The following is a 21,332-nucleotide window of genomic DNA, read 5'->3' as shown; positions in this document are numbered from 1 at the left end:
GGGGGAGCCAAATCATAGCACCGCACTACTCTATTTAGTTCCGCCTTAGCTCAGTTGGTTAGAGCGACGGACTGTTAATCCGCAGGTCCCCCGTTCGAGTCGGGGAGGGGGAGCCAACTCTACGAATATATTAAATTTTATCTCTTTTTTGCCTCACCGATTGTATTAGACTTTCCAGCGCTTATACACTACTCTAGTGTAAGTTATTTATATGCTTTGATATAAAATAGAATTCACTATTATTAAACCGATCAATCAAGGAATTGATTCCTTCCTTTTAGGCTTTTAAAAGATAAGAAACATGGCTGGTTTTAAAAAACTCATATTCGTACAACTTATTTCTTGGCTACTATTCGCATTATTAGGCGGATATTTTATTGCAATTAGTTTTGACAGTGCAGTAAGTGATGCCCAGCAAAAAGCACAGCGTGTAGTTAATGCCTATATAAACTCACAAACTATTGAACAGCTGGCACCAGAGAAACTTAGGCAAGCACTTTCTGATGGCAGTACTTTTTCTAAATTTGTAATCCGCGATCAAACTGGCAAAGTTGTTACAATGATAGAGTCTAGTCAGCCCCTCCCCTTGTTTGCTGAATTAGTTAATAATTCATTTAACTCTATCCGGCCTCAATTTGCAGTGAACCAGACATCTGACATAAAAATTGAATTTACGATCAATGCTCATAACCTAGCAACTCTGCTGCAACAAGCGATGTTTATTGTCATTTTGATATCTGGATTGATTGCATTATTACCAATTATTTATATGAACAGTATGTTCCGTCGCTTAAACAGAAAAATAAGCACAACAGTTGCTGATATTGTCGATATATACATAAATCAGAATCAAGTAAGCGACGATATTGAACAAGCTATGGACACTTCAAGATTAAAGAAGCTAAGCAAAGATTTAATTCCTTCGTTCAATCGTCTGTCACACTTTTTACAAACTAAACACGATGATATTCAAAATAATGCGCTAAGTATTAAAAAAGAAGCCTATAAAGATGTAGTCACTAACCTTGGCAATCGTAATATGTTTGTAGAGTATTACGAAAAAAATATTGAGAATGCAGAAAAAAGCACCTTTGGTTCACTTGCTATGGTGCGTTGTAGTGAGCTACAAACAATAAACCAAACACGTGGTTACCAAAAAGGTGATGAATACGTAAAAGGTGTGGCCGATATTATTAAACATATTAGCGGCACCTATACAGGCAGTCAGGTTTTTCGTTTAAACAGTTCTGATTTTGCTGTGGTACTGCCTAATACCCCACTTAAAGAAGCTGAACGCTTTGGCGATAACTTACAATCGCGTTTTACTCAGTATCAGCAAAACCAAGAATTAAGCTCAGTTGCTAACACAGGTATAGTTGGCTACGAAAAAGGTAAGCCGCTTGGTGAGTTATTATCAATTGTTGATAATGCAATGAGCATGGCGCAATCAAAACAAGCAAATGCATGGCATGTACAGCGTGAAACTGATTTAGTTAATAACGCCAGCGCAGGTTTTGGTAACCAAAACTGGCGTAAAGTCATTACCGAAGTGATCGAATCGAAACGTGTGCACTTGGTTATGCAGAACATTATGCCAATAGGTAAAAGTGTTAAAGCCTATGCTGAGATCCAAGTTCGTTTCAAAACTGCAGAAAACCAAATGCTGCCAACGGCCTCTTTTCTTGCAATGGCAGAAAAGCTAGAAATGGCAATGGAAATTGACCGTTTAATTATCGATACCACTTTAGAGAAGGTTAAAACGCGTAATTTCTCTGAAAAATTCTTTGGTATTAATGTTACTGCATCAAGCGCTCACAATGATCAATTTGTGATCTGGTTAGAGCGCCGATTACTTAAAGACAGCAATATCGCCTCTAAGCTTATATTTGAAGTCAGCGAGTTTGGATTACAACAAAACATTAAAGCAAGTAAACGCTTTATCGATATGGTACACCGCGTGGGTGCACGTATTACCGTAGAGCGTTTTGGTGTGGGTTTAACGTCATTTAAATTCTTTAGAGACTTAAAACCAGACTTTATCAAAATGGACGCAAGCTACACCCGCGGCCTTGAAGAAGATAAAAACAACCAATACTTTATGCGTTTAATGGTGGATCTAGCTCACCGTATTGGTGTGAGTGTATTTGCTGAAGGCGTCGAAAGCCAAGAAGAAAAACACATCATCGAAACACTGTGTTTAGATGGTGTGCAAGGCTATTACATCGAAAAGCCAAAAGATATCTAACCCCTCTTTAAGGCCCAAAAAACCTTACTATTTTTGGGCCTATTCCAGCTATACCCAAGCCACCTCAAGATGCAGAATTCAGCGTTTCACAGGTGCTTAATATCAAGGCGTTACTTTGCAGGAATGGCAGTCCCTTTTAAGAAGTAACAACGATGAGAGTAAGTGCCTGTGAAACGCCCAAAGGGTTGGTTTAAAAGCGATTTATACTGCGTTATTGATTTTAACAATAGAACCACTATTATTTGCAATCAATGCCTTGCCTAAATCGCTTTTAATTCCAACTGAAACTCGCATCTTGAGGTGGATTGGGTATATTAACTTTGCTTTAACACTTTAATCGTAAACAGCTTTGTTAATTTTAGCTATTCGTCCCTCATGTGTTGTGTCGGCCCCCATAAAAAAGGATAATAGAGCCGTTTTTATTCTCGTGAGGCACGCATGACAGAGTATGTCTTGTTATTGATTGGCACTGTGCTAGTCAACAACTTCGTTTTAGTTCAATTCTTAGGTTTATGCCCGTTTATGGGTGTATCGGGTAAGTTAGATACCGCGATTGGTATGTCTTTAGCCACAACCTTTGTACTTACACTTGCCTCCGTGACCAGTTATCTGGTGAATCATTATATTTTGATCCCGCTGGATATCGAATTTTTGCGTACCATGAGCTTTATTTTGGTTATCGCTGTTGTCGTGCAATTTACCGAAATGGTGGTGAGAAAAACCAGCCCGACACTTTATCGCTTATTAGGGATTTTCTTACCGCTTATTACCACTAACTGTGCTGTTTTAGGTGTTGCCCTACTTAATATCAAAGAAGACCACTCATTCTTACAATCGGCCGTGTATGGCTTTGGTGCCGCAGTGGGTTTCTCTATGGTGTTAATACTGTTTGCCGCATTACGTGAGCGTTTAGCTGCGGCTGATGTCCCTGCTCCTTTTAAGGGTGCTTCAATTGCGATGATCACCGCAGGCCTTATGTCGATGGCCTTTATGGGTTTTACAGGATTAGTGAAGTTTTAATATGACCTTGTTTTATGCTTTGATAGCGTTAGGTTCATTAGCGCTAATATTTGGTTTAATTTTAGGTTTTGCCGCCGTGCGTTTTCGCGTTGAGAGCAACCCTATTGTTGACCAAATTGATACCATTTTACCGCAAACACAGTGTGGCCAATGTGGCTACCCTGGCTGTCGTCCCTATGCAGAAGCAATTGCCAATGGTGACGAAATCAATAAGTGCCCACCAGGCGGCGAAGCCACGGTAAAAAAACTCGCTGATTTAATGGGTGTAGAAGCAAAACCGCTGGCAGGCGGTGAGCAAGCAGATCCTGTTAAGACCGTTGCCTATATTCGTGAAGATGAATGTATTGGCTGTACCAAATGTATTCAAGCCTGCCCTGTTGATGCCATCGTTGGCGCAACCCGCCAAATGCACACTGTATTAATTGATGAATGTACCGGTTGTGACTTATGTGTTGAACCATGCCCTGTAGACTGTATTGATATGCTGCCTGTAAAAGAAACTAAACAAACCTGGAAATGGCAATTAAACGCAATCCCTGTGACTCAGGTAGATTAGGAGCACAGATGGAAAAGTTAATAGATCAAATTAAACAAGGCAAAGTGTGGTCTATACCTGGGGGCATTCACCCACCGGGTCAAAAGCTGCAATCAACAACACAAGCCATTGCAAGACTGCCACTACCAGACAAGCTCGTTGTATCTCTAAAACAACACATTGGTGCTAACGGTAAACTTATTATTGAAAAAGGCCAGCAGGTTTTAAAAGGCCAAGCATTAACTAAACCAAGCGGCAATTGGTCTGTGCCTGTGCACGCGCCAACATCAGGGTTGATCAGCGATATTTGCCCAATGCCCTCTGCTCACCCGTCGGCGTTGCCTGAACTTAGCGTTATTATTGAACCTGATGGTGAAGATAACTGGTGCGAGCTTAATCCTGTAACTGATGCCAAAACTCTTTCCCATGATGAGCTTGTTGATATTATTCATCAAAGTGGTATCGCAGGTATGGGCGGCGCAGGTTTCCCAACCTATGTAAAAGCAGATACCCGTAAAGCCATCGAGTTTTTAATTGTTAATGCCGTTGAGTGTGAACCTTATATCACCGCTGATGACATGCTAATGCGCGAACATGCCGATGGTATAATTGCCGGTATTGAATTAATGCAGCAGCTGTTAAGTCCACAGCTGACAATTATTGGTATTGAAGATAATAAGCCCGATGCTATTGCTGCCATGAAACAAGCTGCACAACATAACGACAGCATCATAGTGCAAACAGTGCCAACGGTTTATCCTTCTGGCGGTGAAAAGCAGCTAATTAAACTGCTAACAGGCAAAGAAGTCCCAAATGGCAGTATTCCTGCCGATATTGGTATGTTGGTGCAAAATGTCGGTACTTTGTTTGCGGTAAATCAAGCCGTACATGAAGGTAAGCCTCTTATAGAGCGTGTAGTAACGGTAACCGGTAACACCATTCATAAACAAGGTAATGTGTGGGCTTTACTAGGCACTGAAATTAAACATTTATTAGACTGCCAAGGCTTTTCTCCGGTTCCACAGCAACGTGTGGTTATGGGCGGTCCAATGATGGGCTTTACCCTGCCAACCGTGCGTATTGGTGTCGTTAAAACGACAAACTGTATTTTAGCGCCAGATCACCAAGAGCTTGCTGAGCCGGGTGATGAAAAAGCCTGTATTCGTTGTAGTGCCTGTGCTGACGCCTGCCCTGCATCATTGTTACCTCAGCAATTGCAATGGTTTGCCAAGTCTAAAGAATACGACAAACTCAACGAGCACAATTTATTTGATTGTATTGAATGTGGCGCCTGTGCTTATGTTTGCCCAAGCGAAATACCCTTGGTGCAGTACTATCGTGTTGCTAAAGCTGAAATCAAAGAGCAGCAAGCAGAGCAAATCAAAGCAGAGCGAGCAAAAGAGCGTTTTGAAGCACGTAAAGAGCGCTTAGAGCGCGAACAAGAAGAGCGTCAAAACCGCCACAAACGCAAGCCGGCTGCTAAGTCAGATGGCGAAAAACAAAAAGTGGCTGATGCACTCGCCCGAGTTAAAGCTAAATCTGATGATAAAGACAGTAAGTCAGCTGTCGCTGCAGCTATTGCCCGTGCGAAAGCGAAAAAGCAAGGTGCAGAGATTGAGCCTGATAACTCTGAAGTGGCTAAAGAGCGTGCAGCACGTAAAGAACAAGCACGTAAATACAAAGAGCAAAAAGCACTAGAGCAAGGTGAAGAAGGCGTCGATAAAGACGATAAAAAGTCTGCTGTTGCTGCCGCTATTGCCCGTGCTAAAGCGAAAAAAGCGGCGCAAGCTGCAGAAGATAACGTAGAAGCAGACTCAGCACCAAAAGATGACAAAAAAGCTGCTGTTGCAGCTGCTATCGCTCGTGCTAAAGCGAAAAAAGCAGCGCAAGCTACAGAAGAAAACGCTTCTGCTGAAACTGACGCTGCGCCAAAAGATGACAAAAAAGCTGCTGTTGCAGCTGCTATCGCCCGTGCTAAAGCGAAAAAAGCAGCACAAGCTGCTGAGAATCAAACTGAAGCTGAAGAAGATAGCGCACCAGTTGATGACAAAAAAGCCGCTGTTGCCGCTGCTATCGCCCGTGCTAAAGCGAAAAAAGCAGCACAAGCTGCTGAGAATCAAACTGAAGCTGAAGAAGATAGCGCACCAGTTGATGACAAAAAAGCCGCTGTTGCAGCCGCTATCGCCCGTGCTAAAGCCAAAAAAGCCGCTAAAGAGCAAGCGCAGAGTGACGATTCTCCAGAGCAAATAAATGATTCAAATGATGAGGCAGATGCTAAGCCGCAGTCTGATGCTCCTGAATCTAGCGAAGATAAGAAAAAAGCCGCTGTTGCAGCTGCCATAGCTCGAGCCAAAGCGAAAAAGGCCGCTAAAGAGCAAGCGCAGAGTGACGAATCATCAGAACAACTTGATGATTCAAGCGATACGGATGATTCAAAACAGCAGGTTGATGAACCTGAGTCTAGCGAAGATAAGAAAAAAGCAGCGGTCGCTCGTGCCATTGCAAGAGCTAAAGCGAAAAAGTTACAACAAGAAGGAAACGATAAGTCATGAAACTAACCATGGCGAGTTCGCCGCATAATCATAGCCATAAATCATTAAGCCGATTAATGATGACAGTGATTGCTGCGTGTATTCCAGGCTTAATCGCGCAAGTTTTCTTCTTTGGTAGCGCTGTGTTAATTCAGCTTGTTCTCGCGCTGATTACTGTTAGTGCCTGTGAAGCTGCTGTATTACTGCTTCGAAAACGCAAAGTTTGGCCAACACTCAGTGATGGCAGTGCGTGGTTAACAGGCGTATTACTGGCGTTGAGTATTCCGCCTTTAGCACCTTGGTGGATTATCGTAATTGGCTGTCTCTTTGCCATTGTTATTGTAAAGCAGCTTTATGGTGGCCTTGGCTTTAATTTATTTAACCCTGCTATGGCTGCTTATGTATTACTACTTGTATCGTTTCCGGTGCAAATGACCAGCTGGTTACCTGTGAGTGATTTACTTGCATCTCCGATCAGCTTCTCACAACAGCTGTCTGTTATTTTCAATGGTTTTACCAGCGCTGGATTTAGTGTCGATCAGTTACGTGTAGCGATTGATGGCACAACCATGGCAACACCACTTGATACCGTTAAAACAGATGTCGCCCATCACCTAACGGTGGCTGAGAGTATGAGTAAGCCTCTTTTTAATGACTGGTTTGGTCTTGGTTGGGGCTGGGTTAACTTCGGCTTTTTAGTAGGTGGTCTTTATTTATTAAAAGCTAAAATCATTAATTGGCATATCCCTGTTAGCTTTTTAGCTTCATTAGCCGTGTGCAGTGGTATTGGTTATATTGCAGCCCCGGGCACAGAGCCGGGCGTGGTATTTCACTTATTCAGTGGTGCAACCATGTTAGGGGCATTTTTTATTGCTACCGATCCAGTTTCTGCATCAACAACGAATAGAGGTCGTTTAATTTACGGCGCGTTAATTGGTCTACTTGTTTACTTAATTCGTACTTTCGGTGGTTACCCTGATGCAGTGGCATTTAGTGTATTGCTGTTAAATATGGCGGTGCCTTTAATTGATTACTACACGCAACCACGAACTTACGGCCATGGGGTGAAATAATGATCCTTTCCTCAATGACTAAAAACGGCACTATTCTTACTGCATTTGCACTTATTACCACAGGCACTGTAGCCCTGACTCATAGCCTGACTGCTGAGCGCATTGAAGAGCAAGAAAAGCAACAACTTGCAGAGCAGCTACAGCAAGTACTTGATGCCCATCATTATGACAATCAACTATACAAAGATTGTGTCGTGATCACCGATGAGCGCTTAGGTCCACGTCCAGAGCAAGTTATTTACCGCGCCTACAAAGACACTAAACCGTATGCTTTAGTGATGCGCCATGTAACACCAAGTGGTTATAGTGGCGATATCAACTTATTAACGGCGGTATTTGCCAATGGTGAAATAGCGGGTGTTCGTGTAACTAAGCACGAAGAAACACCGGGCCTTGGCGATAAAGTTGAGGTCAAAAAATCAGACTGGATCACTCTTTTCAAAGGGCAAAATGTACTGAGTGAAGATGATAGCCGCTGGGCTGTTAAAAAAGATGGTGGCCAATTTGATCAATTTACTGGCGCAACCATTACACCGCGTGCCGTTGTCGGCTCAGTAAAACAAGCTGTGCTGTTTGCCCAAGCTGAATTTGATAATCTGTTTGCTGCACCAAACATCTGTCAAGGAGCCAAGTAATGAGCCAAGTTAAAACCTTATTTAAAGATGGTATGTGGGCTAATAACCCTGCCCTTGTGCAGTTATTAGGCTTGTGCCCGCTACTTGCTGTTACTTCGACGGTTACCAATGCATTAGGCCTTGGTTTAGCGACTTTATTGGTACTGGTTGGTTCTAATGTCACCGTATCGATTGTGCGTAACTGGGTACCAAAAGATATTCGTATTCCTGTTTTTGTGATGATCATCGCAGGCTTTGTGACCATCGTGCAGCTGATGATGAATGCCTATACATTTGGGCTTTATCAATCATTGGGGATTTTTATTCCGCTTATTGTTACCAACTGTGCCATTATCGGTCGCGCAGAAGCATTCGCCTCTAAAAATACAGTGCCACTTTCAGCCTTTGACGGACTGATGATGGGACTTGGCTTTATGTTAGTTTTAGTGGTGCTAGGGGCAATGCGTGAACTTATTGGTCAAGGTACACTATTTGATGGTGCTGATTTATTATTAGGGCCATGGGCTGCTGCACTTCGAATTGAAGTATTCAGTTTTGATAACCAATTTTTATTAGCTATCTTACCACCGGGTGCCTTTTTAGGACTTGGTTTACTGATTGCTGCAAAAAATGTCATTGATACACAAATAAAATCTAAGCAAGTTGTTACTCCAGAAGTAGAAAAAGGCCCAAGAGCCCGAGTAACAAGTTTAACTTAAAGGAGAGCACGCACCGTCACTGCGTGCTTTACGCCACCATGAATAAAGAAAAACGCTATGAGATCTTATCTCGTCTACGTGAGCAAAACCCGCACCCAGAAACAGAGCTTGAATACTCAAGCCCGTTTGAGTTATTAGTTGCGGTTACCTTATCAGCACAAGCTACAGATGTGGGTGTTAATAAAGCAACCCGTAAGCTATTCCCTGTTGCTAACACGCCTCAAGCGATTCTTGATTTAGGCCTTGAAGGCCTTCGTGATTACATCAAGACCATTGGTTTGTTTAATTCTAAAGCCAATAATGTCTATAAAATGTGTGAGATTCTGGTCAATAAACATAACTCAGAAGTACCAGAGAATCGTGAAGCGCTCGAAGCATTACCGGGTGTTGGCAGAAAGACCGCAAATGTTGTTTTAAACTGTGCCTTTGGCTGGCCAACAATTGCTGTAGACACTCACATTTTCCGCGTTTCTAACCGCACTAAGTTTGCCATGGGTAAAGATGTGGTGGCTGTAGAACAAAAACTAGAAAAAGTGGTACCTAAAGAATTTAAGGTCGATGTACACCACTGGTTAATCCTGCATGGCCGCTATGTGTGTACTGCTCGTAAACCTAAATGCGGCAGCTGTATTATCGAAGATTTGTGTGAGTTTAAAGAAAAGACAGAGTAATTAAGTATTATTGCTGACCTGCATTAGCTTGTTAGATGTAGTTGAACCTTCATTTGTTGATGCAGAATTCTCACAATGAAAATATCGTTGGCTCTTTTTTTAAAAAAGATGTAGTGCTTTCTAAATATATACCGAGAATATCCTGGCTTGATATCGCTAACATCTTGAGCAAGGCTCGGCTCAGTAGACAAAGCCATTAGCGTTTCATGAATTCCAATTAAATAGTTTTCTGCTTGAGAAACACCGAATTCAATTTCGGTGTACTGAAAAATACGCTCCAAGTCATACTGAGCTTTATTAGAGAGAATATATTTAGCCATTCGCTTTAAGTTTTGTTTTTGGATTTGGATATAATATCTAAAACCGTTAACTCACTCTCACCACTTAGCTCACCCTCTACTAATGCCATTCTAATAGCATCTTTTTCACTCTGATTATGGCGGATCAAATCGCGGATATAATCACTTGCATTTGAGAATCGACCTGACTCAACTTGGGCATCAATCCATGAGCGCATTTCATCTGGAATAGAGATATTTAAAGTTGCCATAGTTAATTCCTATATATTTACAGTCTTTGATTATGGCAGATATTGGCAAACATTGGCAACAAATATGGTCGATATGCACCAATGGTTAATCCTTGATAGGCACTATATGTGTAACGTTCTTAACCTTTTCTATCACACCCTTTGCGCATTGTGCCTAACACAGGGTTTGGCACAATGTTCCTAGTCATTATCGTGGGTTTTGGCTCACCTGCTTTTTAATAAATTCTCGCGTATCTCTTAACAGCGCCACTCTTGCTGGTTCGTGAACATACATCATGTGACCGCCGTGATAATAGTGATAGTCAATTTTATCAGCGTATATACCGTGTCTATTTAAGGTGTATTCAGCATCAAAAAATGGCGTGACAATATCGTAATAACCAGAGGCGACCATCACTTTCATTTGTGGATTGCTGCGAAGCACATAAGATAAATCTGGCGCTGTATTGACGTACCTTGGCTCCCAGCCTTGTCCATCAGGAGCTGTGCGCCAGCGCCAGTTATCTGATAACTCAGGATCGCCTGGGTTTAGGTATTTTCTTTTCCACTGTACGTTTAAATCTGTGCGCATGTATTTCATCAGTGCCGCTTTATATGCTGGCCCTATCACTTTTGACGCGTCTTGCTTAGGAGCTGCTGTTAAATCGTCTCGTTCATCAAGCTTATAACGTCCATCAAGAAAGCCTACTGCGACGCCCTCATCACGCAATAACTCTTTAGCGAATCTAAAGGCATTAATGCGTAAATCAACCTGCTCAATATATTGTTTGCTTAGCCCTGTATAACGGTGAAGGCCGTCAACAATTTGCTTTCGGTCAGCTTTACTAAGGGCATTCCCCTTAAATAAGGCTGGTAGTAATTCATCAACTGCAAATTGTCGGCTCGCATCAATAAACGCTTCAAAATCTCCAGATGTGTCTACTTTTTTATGATACCAAGCGGTTGCAGCAAGTGTGGGTATGTAAGTGATGTAAGAAATGATGTTGTCATCAACATAAGGGCTTGAACCTTGATAGTCTAAAGCTTGTGATACAAAAATAATGCCATTTACATTAATCAGGTGTTTATCCATCAGTACTTTAGAAACCGCTGCTGCTCGAGTTGTACCATAGCTCTCTCCCAATAAAAATATTGGCGCATTCCAGCGGTTTTCTTTTGTTAGCCACTGGGCAATAAAATCAGCAATAGCAGATGCATCCTGATTCAAGCCCCAAAAGGCTTTGCTGTCAGTGTCACCTAAGGCGCGCGAGTAACCTGTACCAACAGGGTCCACAAACACCATATCAGTCACATCAAGTATCGTCTCAGGCGCATCTTTTAATTCGTAAGGAGCCAATCCAGGAGCCGTTGCATCGCTTGGTACCACGACTCGTTTCGGACCATAAGCGCCCATATGTAACCAATTAGACGATGAGCCCGGGCCACCATTCCAGATAAATGTTACGGGTCTGTTCTTGTTGTCATCTGCAGCTAGGTAATCAAACGAAAAGATAGCAGCTTTAGGCTCTTCGTTTTTGTTTAACAAATAAGTTTCACCGGCTACAGCTTCGTATTTCAGCTTTGTACCATTAAAGGTGCCTTTATGCTGGGTCACAAATTTAGTGGCTTCGGGTATCGACTTTTTATTGTTTGAATCTGAGACTTCATCTGCATTAACTGCGCTCGTACAAAACGCAAACAATGTAGAGATGACTACAGTTTTGAAATTGGCAACATACGCCATGTTTTATTCTCCCTAGCATGTTTATCTTTATTTTTATCTGTATCTGGCTTGAGTGCTTTTATCGCTGAAAGCTTTTACTTAAGCATTACTTTTACAGTAAGAACATGTAATTTCAACTATCTGCGATTAACACGAAAAAAGTATAATCAGTATCGGAACAAAAAATATCAGCGTAATCATTTCACAAGCTTCCATCCTTTCGTTATGCTGTTGAGTAATGTGAAATTTTTTATATGAGTTGCTATGTTACCTTTACTTCGTATCTTGTTAATTGAACAAGATCCTGCCACCTTAAAAGAGCTTTCAACGAACCTAGAAAAAACAATCCCTAATTTTGAACGAAGTGATGTTGATATCGACATTATCGAGTGCATAGAGCTCAAGCAGGCGTTGAAATATGTAGAGGAAGATGGCGATATTCAAGCTGTAGTACTTAGTTGGGATGTACTGAACAATGGCGAGCGCACCTATAGCCGTTTTATCGAGCAATTAAAAGGCATACGCCTAGAACTGCCTGTTTATGTTATTGGTGACGATACGAAAGGCTTGGAGATAGTTAACGAGTCAGAAGAAATTGAATCTTTCTTTTTTAAAGATGAGGTCATTTCAGACCCCGAAGCAATCTTGGGCTATATGATCAATGACTTTGATGATCGTTCAGAAACGCCATTTTGGACCGCCTACCGTCGTTATGTGGGTGAATCGAACGATTCATGGCACACACCTGGTCACAGTGGCGGTGCTAGCTTTAGAAATTCTCCGTATATTAAAGACTTTTATCAGTTTTATGGCCGTAACGTATTTGTTGGCGACCTGTCGGTTTCTGTCGACTCGCTTGGTTCATTATCAGACAGCACCAACACCATAGGCCGCTCTCAAGAATCAGCGGCGGCGACATTTGAAGTAAAACATACCTACTTTGTTACCAATGGGTCATCCACTTCAAATAAGATTATTTTGCAAACTTTACTACGTAAAGGCGATAAGGTGATCATCGACCGAAACTGCCATAAATCAGTACATTACGGCATTTTGCAATCGGCTAGTTTACCTATTTATTTATCGAGTATTTTAAATCCTAAATATGGTATCTTCGCGCCCCCTTCATTGGCTGACATTAAGCAAGCGATTGAGCAAAATAGCGATGCTAAATTACTGGTTTTAACCGGCTGTACTTACGATGGTCTGCTTAGCGATTTAAAACAAGTGGTTGAATTTGCACACCAGCACGGTATTAAAGTGTTTATCGACGAAGCGTGGTTTGCTTACTCGCTTTTCCATCCAAGTTTACGCCACTACTCAGCTATTAATGCTGGCGCAGACTATGTTACCCATTCGGCACATAAAGTGGTTTCAGCGTTCTCTCAGGCGTCTTATATTCATGTTAATGACCCTGATTTCGATGCCGATTTCTTCCGTGAGATCTACAGTATTTACGCCAGTACCTCACCAAAATATCAGCTCATTGCCTCGCTGGATGTATGCCAAAAGCAATTAGAAATGGAAGGTTATAAATTACTAAATGCCCTGCTGAATCACGTTGCTGAGTTTAAGCAGCAAATGGCATCACTGAAACATATTAAAGTGCTCGACAAACAAGATTTCATGGATATATTCCCACATTTTAGTGGCGATAACATGGGTCACGACCCGCTGAAGATCCTTATCGATATTAGTGAGTTACCGTATTCATTAAAGGATATTCATAAATTTCTATTAGATGAAATTGGCCTTGAAATCGAAAAATACACACACAGCACCATCTTGGTTTTGCTAACTCTTGGTGGCACACGCTCAAAGATCATTCGTCTTTACAATGCGCTGAAGAAACTTGATAGCGGTAAAGTAAAACTTGCCACTTCAATGAGGCGCACACGCCTACCAGAGAATCTACCTGCTATAGACTTAGCCTGTATTCCTAGTGATGCGTTCTATGGCGAACGTGAATCTGTGCCAATTAGCAAAAGTAACAACCGAATTTGTGCAGGATTAGTGACGCCTTATCCTCCTGGTATCCCTCTGTTAGTGCCGGGGCAACATATCACTAATGAGCATATCGAATATCTTAAAGAGTTGGCGGGACAAGGTCTGACAATTCAAGGGAGCTTTGATGGTGAAATTTATGTACTTAAAGGTAAAGTGAAAAGCTAAGCTTTCGCTTATACCGCAAAAACCTCATTGTTATGCAGCAGTCCTTATTCATTGCTGCATAACGCCACCCTTTTCATATTAAACGCTTTGTCTCAATGCTACTGTGCATGCAATCGAAATAACTTATAATCCATTTTTAATAATTTTAATGCGCAGCGTTGTACCATGCTGCGTTATTGAAATTGTGCGAATTTAAAGACAAGAAAGAGGATGCTTAAAATGCGCTTATTACACACAATGCTTCGCGTTGCTGATTTAGATAAATCAATTGAATTTTATACGCAGGTATTAGGTATGAAAGAGCTGCGCCGTGCAGACAACGAAGAGTACCGCTACACCCTTGCTTTTGTCGGTTATGGTGACGAAAAAGATTCGACCGTGCTTGAGCTTACTTATAACTGGGATACAGACAGCTATGATTTAGGTAATGCATACGGTCATATTGCTATCGAGTTTGATAATATTTATAAAGCCTGCGAAGACATTAAAGCTGCTGGCGGTAATGTGAGTCGTGAGCCGGGTCCTGTAAAAGGCGGCACAACTGAAATTGCATTTGTTAAAGACCCAGATGGTTATGCAATTGAGTTAATTCAGAAAAAAGATAACAACACTTTTTGATTCATACCGGCTATTTCAGCGATTGCTGAGATAGCCATTTTGCGAGTGCTTTTTCAAGTTCAGCAAAATTAATTGGCTTTGCGATATGGTCACTGATACCAATTTTTGCGCTTGTTTCGATGTCGTCTTTCATCGCATTAGCACTGACTGCAATAATCGGCGTATCAAAATCTGGCCTTGCAAGTAAGTTTTCGCTGGCAGTTAATCCATCCATCACCGGCATTTGAATATCCATTAAAATCAATGCGTAGTTTTGTGTTAGGGTTTTCTCACAGGCAATTTTTCCATTTTCTGCCAATTCATAATTTAGACCTAATTGAGTTAAATACTTAGTGATAACAATTTGGTTAATCGGGTTATCTTCAGCAATTAATATTGGCTTGTCGACGGCTTTAAAATCGAACTGAGTGTCTTCATCTGATTGGTGTACTTTTGCACTAGCGTCCCGTGGGTTTAGTGATTTAAAATTAACATTAACCGTAAACTCGGAGCCTTTGCCAAGCTCACTGTCGATAGCAATAGTGCCACCCATCAAATCAATCATTCCTTTACTGATGGCAAGCCCAAGACCGGTCCCTCCATATTCACGAGTTGTGCTAGTTTGCGCCTGAACAAAAGGATTAAACAAGGCCGTTATTTTATCTTCAGCGATACCTATGCCTGTATCTTTTACCGATAACACGACGGCTGTCTGGTGTTCATCTCGGCTTTGCAGAATAAGCGAAAGAACGATCTCTCCTTGATGGGTGAACTTAACGGCGTTAGAGAGCAAGTTAACCAGCACTTGTTTAACACGTATTTCATCACATTCAACATTCAGCGATTGTAATGGGGAGACGTCAAGCCGGCAGCCAACTCCTTTGGCATCACAACTCGGTTTGAATAGTAAGATAAGGTCATGGCAAAGCGCGACTAAATCACATTGTCGCGACTCGAGCTCTATTTTATTGGCCTCTATTTTTGAAAAGTCGAGAATATCGTTAATCACGGTTAATAACACATCACTACAGTTATTAATTTGCCTTACAAACTCTGCTTGATCTTGTGTTAGCGTGCTTTTATTGAGTAGCTGCAAAAAGCCCACAATACCATTCATCGGAGTGCGTATCTCATGGCTCATATTGGCTAAGAATTGGCTTTTAACTTGCTCAGAGCGCTCAGCGCGAAGTTTTTCTAATTGCAATGAAGTAATTTGTATATCAATGGTATCAGCCATGCTGCTGAGCGAATCTGCAATATCTTTAAACTCTTGATAATGAAAATCGTCGGTATCTTGTTTGTAATTACCTAACGCATATTCACGACTAAGAGCAGTAATGCGATTTAGCGGGTTATGGAGCCGTGCCGTCAGCCAGCGCACTAAGATAAATGAAAAAATAGAGAGTCCTACGATTAGCAGCCCAGCTAATATGGCCGTTTGCTTTACAGCGCTGGTGTAGGTGGTTTTTGCTTCATTAATTTGGAACTGTAAACTGGTTGGCTTACCTGCAAAAAAAACATTACTGATTGAGGCCTGCCCCATTAATTTGCCGTTATCGCCAGCATCGCCCAAGCTATATAAAATGTTATCTTGTGCTGTAATTTGTACCTGCTTACCCGCTTGATAAACCGGTTGCTCATTATGTATTGCAAGCCACTTTAACGCCTCTGATAAAGGCACAAAAGACACTAACACGCCCGTTTTAATTATTGGCTCACTGAGAGAATCTTGCTCATGCAACAGCTTAGATGTAATTGCCAGTAAAGCATTTTGTTTTGCCTGTAAAGGTGCGAGTAGCTCAGTAACTTGTGGGTTATCGATAATTTGAATTGTGTTTTGCTCTGTTGATGTTTGAGCGCTGTCGAGAATGCTTTTAGTGAGTTTAAAATTCAAATTTAAAGAAGTGATCGGATACCCTTCAACTATAAACCCTTGATTATCAATAACAATTGATGCATTAATTTGTGGATTTTGGGCAACAAATTCTTGTAGCTGCACAAGCGCGAACTGTGAGTACACCACTTTATTTGGCAGCTCAGTTATCGCCTTAGTGCTACTTAGTAATTGGCTGTTTTTCTCAAGCTTAAATAAGAGTTGTTCAAGGCTGGCCGCATTATTTCTAGCTTGCCATTGTAAACTCGTATTTGCTTGGTCAATTGAGCTTAAATAGAAACGCCCTATCATCAAACCTGCAAGGATCAGCAGGGGAATAATGACCAGTAGTAATACACTGATAAATAAGGCGCGGCTAAAGCGTGGACTACTCATTCATCCCCTTCATTGGCAATCGAACGCTCTGCCAACCCTTGCATAAAAAGCCCCGCTTGCTCAGCAGTTAAGGCACCACTGCCATAGCGAATAAATCCTTTATTTAATACTTCCCATACGATGATCATCGATGCGGTTGAAGGCATAGGTTTTGTAAATTGCATCGCTTCAATTAAGGTTGCTAACTCTGTGCCTTGTTGTGATTTTAAACTATTTAACACCTCAGTATTAACGGGGATATCTTGAAGCTTTTGCCAAATCATTGTTTGAAATTTTTCTGCTTGAACCAATTTAGCAAATTTGATCAAATTGTCTTTATTAACGCCATTTAAGCCATCATTTGGAAATGCCAACACAAAGGTAGAGTAATAAGGCTGCATATACTCACCATTAAGTTTCGGCAATTGCTGCACAGCTAAATTATCACCAAGCGCCTGCTCATACGTTTTTAACGCCCAAGCACCATCGATGGTGAAGGCTGCTTGCTGCGCTTTAAATGCATTATTTGAGCAAGTGTAATCGCACTGTCTATCAACCAGGTTTTGCTTATTTAAATCCCAAACAAATTTGAGAGCCGATTGCATTGCCGGTGTATTAAGCTGAACATGGTTATCTACAATTAGGTCGCCATTAAAAGCCGACAAGAACGGGATAAACCAATACATTTCCATAAAACTCCATGTAACGAGTTTCACTTTTTCAGGCAATGATGATTGAATTCGGTATATATCCTGCCAATTTTCTATTGGCTCTTTAACAAACTGCTTATTATAAAAAAGTAATAGGTGATTGCCTTGAATGATGGGTATACCTAAGAGCGTGTTGTTTAGCTTTGCTGTTTCTAAGGTTCGCTTGTCTGTGGTATCAGCTATGAGTGAGTCTGGGATAACGCTGTAGTTGGCATATTTATCAAGGCCTAAATGATCAGCAGGTACAATAACAACGTCTGTAGAGGTGCTGGTACTGGTATTTTGCACCAGCCTGACTTTTAGCGCCTTTTGGTCAACTAATACAGAATTAACCGTCAAGCCACTTTGTTCAGCAAGTGTGCTTAACAGCTCATTAAAGTGCTCATGCTTCATGGTATGGGCTAGGTTTATCGTTGCTGCATAGCAATCAAACGTCACTAGTAGCACCGCCACCCAAAATACTCGCCACACGCTTACATCTACTCAAAAAGAATTAAAATTACACTTTAGTTAAGCATATATGTCTTAAATTGCCTAGCCTAATCAAGGGTTTTCTTAAACCTAAATGCAGCCACAGCCAAGCCCAAAATTGTAAAGGCTAACAGCCAAAGTAAATCACTGCTCATGCTTATTAGATTGACATCTTTTAGCACAATTCCACGTATTAACCTTAGGTAATGCGTTGCGGGTAAGCACTCAGCAAGCCATTGCGCTGCCTTTGGCATGCCTTCATAAGGAAATACAAAACCTGATAATAATATCGAGGGTAACAGAATGAAAATTGTCATTTGCATTGCTTGAAGCTGATTTTTAGCGATGGTTGAAAGGACTAAGCCAAGCACTAAACTGGCACATATAAACGCAAAGGTTGCGACAACCAATGCGACTAAACCACCTCCAAAAGGAATATGAAACAAGAGCTTACCCATACCTAGTATAATAAATAACTGAATAAAACCAATAAAGATATAAGGCACCACTTTACCAATCATTAATTCAAGTGAGCTTAACGGTAAGGTGATTAAGAGCTCCATATTACCTCGCTCTTGCTCTTTAACAATGGCTGCAGAGGTAAACATAATCATCGTCATGGTTAAAATAACAGCAGCTAAACCTGGCACAATATTCACTGCAGAGCGTTGCTCTGGGTTATAAAATAAGGTCGTCTCAAAGGTCGGATACGTTCTATTCGCAGGCTTATCGAGAAGCTCTGCAAGCGCCATATTGCGCAGCGATTTTATGCTCGACGCGACCATTGTATCTGAACCATCAACTAACCAATGCGCAATTGGCCTGACTAACGACTCATTACTGCCATCAGGCAAACCAAAACCCACTGTTGGGTGCTGGGCAAGTCGGTTTGCCACATCGTGGGGTATAAACAGCACAGCCCGCACTTTCGCGCTCGCGATTGCTGTTTGTGCCTGCTCTATACTGTCGTAATAATCTGTCACTTTAACCACATTTGTCGCCGATACTGTTTGTACTAAAATGCGACTGAGCGCAGTTTGACTATGATCGACCACTGCAACAGGGATATCTTTAACGTTGGTGTTAATAGCGTAACCAAATAGAATCAGTTGGATAAGGGGGATCATCACCACCATCGCAAAGGTCATTCGATCACGGCGTAATTGTAATAATTCTTTGCTTACAATTGCTTTTATGCGGCTTAATGAAGTCACAATACTCATTGTCGGCCCTGCCCTGTGCAGGTGACAAACACGTCTTCAAGGCTTGGACGCACACTATTTACTTGCCACGTATCCTGACAAAATGATTGCTGTTTTATGAACTCAACGGGATCTTGAACATCTTTTTTTACTAATACTCGCAGCTGTGCACCTAGCTGAGTGGCTGAAATAACATGGTCGATTGTTGCGAGCTGTTTTTTTAATTCTCTGGTTTGCGCCCCTGCGATTTCTACAACATGAGCGTGCATGTCTGTCATTAATTGCTTTGGAGAGCCATCCGCGCGTTTAATACCAGATTCTAAAATGGCTAAACGATGACAACGCTCGGCTTCATCCATGTAATGAGTGGTAACTAATATCGTGGTACCGGCATTACTTAAATCAAACAGTGTTTCCCAAAAATCACGGCGATTTTGTGGATCGACTGCCGATGTTGGTTCATCAAGAAATAAAATTTTCGGTTTATTAATCACTGCAGCAGCTAATGCTAAGCGCTGCCGTTGGCCCCCACTCATACTTCCGGCCATTTGATCTACTCTTTGATCAAGGCCATAGGTATGGAGCAATTCGTCAATTCTTTGTTGCTTTTGCTGCTTTTTAAACGGGTAAAGCGCCGCCATGAACTTTAGGTTTTCAAGTACGGTCAAGTCACTATAAAGTGAAAACTTTTGCGTCATATAACCGAGTTGTGTTCTGAGCTTTTCAGCATCTTTTGGCAGACTCAAGCCAAGCACATTGATATCACCAGAGGTTGGCTTCAATAACCCTGTAAGCATACGGATTGCAGTCGTTTTACCACAGCCATTAGGGCCCAAAAAGCCATAAATTTGCCCTTGCTCAACGTCTAGATCAAGGTTATCAATCGCTTTTAAATCGCCAAATTGTTTTACCAAACCTTTGGCATGGATCACCGATTCAGTCATGGCATAATCACTTGAGCAGGTACGCCTGTCGGTAAATTATTTTCACTTGTGGGTAGTGTTACCTCAGCAAGATACATTAATCGCGCACGTTCTTCCTGATTAAGGGCATAAAAAGGCGTGAACGCAGGCTCTGTGGCAATCCAGGTCAGTTCACCCTGAATATCTTTATCTATGCCATCGACGCGAACCGTAAGTGTCATGCCCTGATTGAGCTTGGCACGATATGGTTCAGGGATATATACGCGTGCGTAAGGTGCGCTGTTTGCTTGAATTATAACGACAGGGCTGCCTTTAGTAACTCGCTCACCTACGTGCCAAGGTAAATTATCGACCCTGCCAGCACGCATCGCTTTAATTGTCAGATCTGAGAGGTATTTTTGCTGTACTTTTAGTTCTGCTTCTGCCGCCTGAACTTGCGCTTTCGCACTATTAATATCTTCAACGCGAGAACCATTTGTTAATTCATTTAAGTTCTGCTTTGCTGATTCTAAATTAGCGAAAGTCTCATCGCGTGCAGCGGTTGCACTGTCTAAGGTTTCTTGGCTTGCGAGTTTATCTTTAACTAAGGTTTTTGCACGGCGAAAATTAGCTTCGCTTTGCGTATATGCAGCATTGGCTGCTGCTACTTTGGCTGATGCGGCAGCAACTTCTTCGGGGCGAGCACCATTCAAGGTTTTTTCAAGAAATGCAGTGGCTTGAGCTAATTGAGCTTGTGCTTTAGCAACAATCGCTTGTTGTAGTTCGGCATCAAACTTTGCAATCACCTGCCCTTTTTCGACCAACTGGCCTGCTGAAACGGGTAAATCGATCAGTATTTCGTTAGACGTTGCAGGATGGATCACACGCTCACGCTCAAGCGTTCCTAGCGCTACTCCCTCATTTGAGTCTGAGCAAGCAGTAATGACTAAAGAAATTAGTATGAGTACAACACGTTTAGCTAACATTTTAATTTCCTTATGGTTAGCTGATGAGTTGCTAGATACTATAAAGTATTAAAATGATCTGTAAAAGTGATCGATAGGAATTAAAGTTTTAGAAATATATGGAGTCTATATCGTAAAGATATATGGAGAATAAGGAATCTTAAGTTGAAAAATCTTAGTTATATTTGAAATGATATTTAAAAGATAGTCTTTCCAACACATTACTTACTTAAAGTAAGTGGCGTCCCCAAGAGATTCGTACTCTTGATAACGTTGTACATAGATTGCGCGGTGTTCACCGCCCCACTACACATAACCTACTTGAATAAGTGGCGTCCCCAAGGGGATTCGAACCCCTGTTACCGCCGTGAAAGGGCGGTGTCCTAGGCCTCTAGACGATGGGGA

18 protein-coding genes and 1 tRNA gene are annotated in these 21,332 nt (G+C 41.7%); 11 read left to right on the top strand and 8 right to left on the bottom strand.

The window, feature by feature from the left end:
• Positions 1–39: 39 nt before the first annotated feature.
• The 9 genes from L1272_RS20805 to nth all read left to right on the top strand — a co-directional run bounded on the left by L1272_RS20805 (position 40) and on the right by nth (position 9,408).
• Positions 40–116, top strand: a tRNA-Asn gene (locus tag L1272_RS20805).
• A gap of 185 nt (positions 117–301) precedes the next feature.
• On the top strand, positions 302–2,245 hold the full coding sequence (locus L1272_RS20800) for an EAL domain-containing protein (protein ID WP_054553688.1): 1,944 nt from the start codon (positions 302–304) through the stop codon (positions 2,243–2,245).
• Between the two features lie 438 nt (positions 2,246–2,683).
• Positions 2,684–3,265: an electron transport complex subunit RsxA gene (rsxA, locus tag L1272_RS20795; protein WP_054553689.1), complete on the top strand. Its 582-nt coding sequence runs from the start codon at positions 2,684–2,686 to the stop codon at positions 3,263–3,265.
• 1 nt (position 3,266) lies between these two features.
• Positions 3,267–3,821 carry an electron transport complex subunit RsxB gene (gene rsxB / locus L1272_RS20790; RefSeq protein WP_054563643.1) on the top strand — a complete coding sequence of 185 codons (555 nt, stop codon included), beginning with the start codon at positions 3,267–3,269 and terminating at the stop codon, positions 3,819–3,821.
• Positions 3,822–3,829: 8 nt separating this feature from the next.
• Complete coding sequence (gene rsxC / locus L1272_RS20785) at positions 3,830–6,352, top strand: electron transport complex subunit RsxC (RefSeq protein WP_235374203.1); 2,523 nt, start codon at positions 3,830–3,832, stop codon at positions 6,350–6,352.
• Positions 6,349–7,404 carry an electron transport complex subunit RsxD gene (rsxD, locus tag L1272_RS20780; protein ID WP_187490360.1) on the top strand — a complete coding sequence of 352 codons (1,056 nt, stop codon included), beginning with the start codon at positions 6,349–6,351 and terminating at the stop codon, positions 7,402–7,404. Before rsxC ends, rsxD begins: the two co-directional genes overlap by 4 nt.
• Positions 7,404–8,039 carry an electron transport complex subunit RsxG gene (gene rsxG, locus L1272_RS20775; protein WP_209328646.1) on the top strand — a complete coding sequence of 212 codons (636 nt, stop codon included), beginning with the start codon at positions 7,404–7,406 and terminating at the stop codon, positions 8,037–8,039. Before rsxD ends, rsxG begins: the two co-directional genes overlap by 1 nt.
• Positions 8,039–8,737, top strand: a complete 699-nt coding sequence (locus L1272_RS20770; protein ID WP_209328645.1) for an electron transport complex subunit E — start codon at positions 8,039–8,041, stop codon at positions 8,735–8,737. The genes rsxG and L1272_RS20770 overlap by 1 nt, the downstream gene beginning before the upstream one ends.
• Positions 8,738–8,775: 38 nt before the next feature.
• On the top strand, positions 8,776–9,408 hold the full coding sequence (nth, locus tag L1272_RS20765) for an endonuclease III (RefSeq protein WP_054553695.1): 633 nt from the start codon (positions 8,776–8,778) through the stop codon (positions 9,406–9,408).
• 23 nt (positions 9,409–9,431) lie between these two features.
• Here the strand turns inward: nth and L1272_RS20760 are convergent, their stop codons facing one another.
• From L1272_RS20760 to L1272_RS20750, 3 genes are all read right to left on the bottom strand, one after another.
• A complete protein-coding gene (locus L1272_RS20760) occupies positions 9,432–9,728 on the bottom strand; it encodes a type II toxin-antitoxin system RelE/ParE family toxin (RefSeq protein ID WP_138602595.1) in 297 nt (98 codons plus the stop codon).
• Between the two features lie 5 nt (positions 9,729–9,733).
• On the bottom strand, positions 9,734–9,958 hold the full coding sequence (locus L1272_RS20755) for a type II toxin-antitoxin system ParD family antitoxin (RefSeq protein WP_054553697.1): 225 nt from the start codon (positions 9,956–9,958) through the stop codon (positions 9,734–9,736).
• Between the two features lie 187 nt (positions 9,959–10,145).
• Complete coding sequence (locus tag L1272_RS20750; RefSeq protein ID WP_235374202.1) at positions 10,146–11,681, bottom strand: S10 family peptidase; 1,536 nt, start codon at positions 11,679–11,681, stop codon at positions 10,146–10,148.
• 243 nt (positions 11,682–11,924) lie between these two features.
• On the opposite strand from L1272_RS20750, the gene L1272_RS20745 reads away from it, so the two are divergent.
• Positions 11,925–13,832 (top strand): aminotransferase class V-fold PLP-dependent enzyme, encoded by a 1,908-nt coding sequence (locus L1272_RS20745; protein ID WP_054553700.1) that lies wholly within the window; start codon positions 11,925–11,927, stop codon positions 13,830–13,832.
• 219 nt (positions 13,833–14,051) lie between these two features.
• A complete protein-coding gene (gene gloA, locus L1272_RS20740; protein WP_062567031.1) occupies positions 14,052–14,450 on the top strand; it encodes a lactoylglutathione lyase in 399 nt (132 codons plus the stop codon).
• 10 nt (positions 14,451–14,460) lie between these two features.
• On the opposite strand, the gene L1272_RS20735 is transcribed toward gloA, so the two are convergent.
• From L1272_RS20735 to L1272_RS20715, 5 genes are all read right to left on the bottom strand, one after another.
• Positions 14,461–16,698: an ATP-binding protein gene (locus L1272_RS20735; RefSeq protein ID WP_235374201.1), complete on the bottom strand. Its 2,238-nt coding sequence runs from the start codon at positions 16,696–16,698 to the stop codon at positions 14,461–14,463.
• Entirely contained in the window at positions 16,695–17,825 is a 1,131-nt protein-coding gene (locus tag L1272_RS20730) for a sugar ABC transporter substrate-binding protein (protein WP_235374200.1), read from the bottom strand. Before L1272_RS20730 ends, L1272_RS20735 begins: the two co-directional genes overlap by 4 nt.
• A 101-nt stretch (positions 17,826–17,926) precedes the next feature.
• On the bottom strand, positions 17,927–19,075 hold the full coding sequence (locus tag L1272_RS20725) for an ABC transporter permease (RefSeq protein ID WP_235374204.1): 1,149 nt from the start codon (positions 19,073–19,075) through the stop codon (positions 17,927–17,929).
• A 2-nt stretch (positions 19,076–19,077) separates the two neighbouring features.
• Complete coding sequence (locus L1272_RS20720) at positions 19,078–20,004, bottom strand: ABC transporter ATP-binding protein (RefSeq protein WP_062567026.1); 927 nt, start codon at positions 20,002–20,004, stop codon at positions 19,078–19,080.
• The gene (locus L1272_RS20715) at positions 20,001–20,948 is read right to left on the bottom strand and encodes an HlyD family secretion protein (protein WP_235374199.1); all 948 of its coding nucleotides are present in this window, start codon (positions 20,946–20,948) and stop codon (positions 20,001–20,003) included. Before L1272_RS20715 ends, L1272_RS20720 begins: the two co-directional genes overlap by 4 nt.
• Positions 20,949–21,332: the final 384 nt, after the last annotated feature.

The sequence above is a fragment of the Pseudoalteromonas sp. PAST1 genome, from assembly GCF_021532515.1.
In the GTDB taxonomy this organism is placed as follows: Bacteria; Pseudomonadota; Gammaproteobacteria; order Enterobacterales; family Alteromonadaceae; genus Pseudoalteromonas; species Pseudoalteromonas simplex.
Note: the sequence above shows the minus strand (reverse complement) of the source record. Positions and strands in the feature narration are given on the sequence as shown.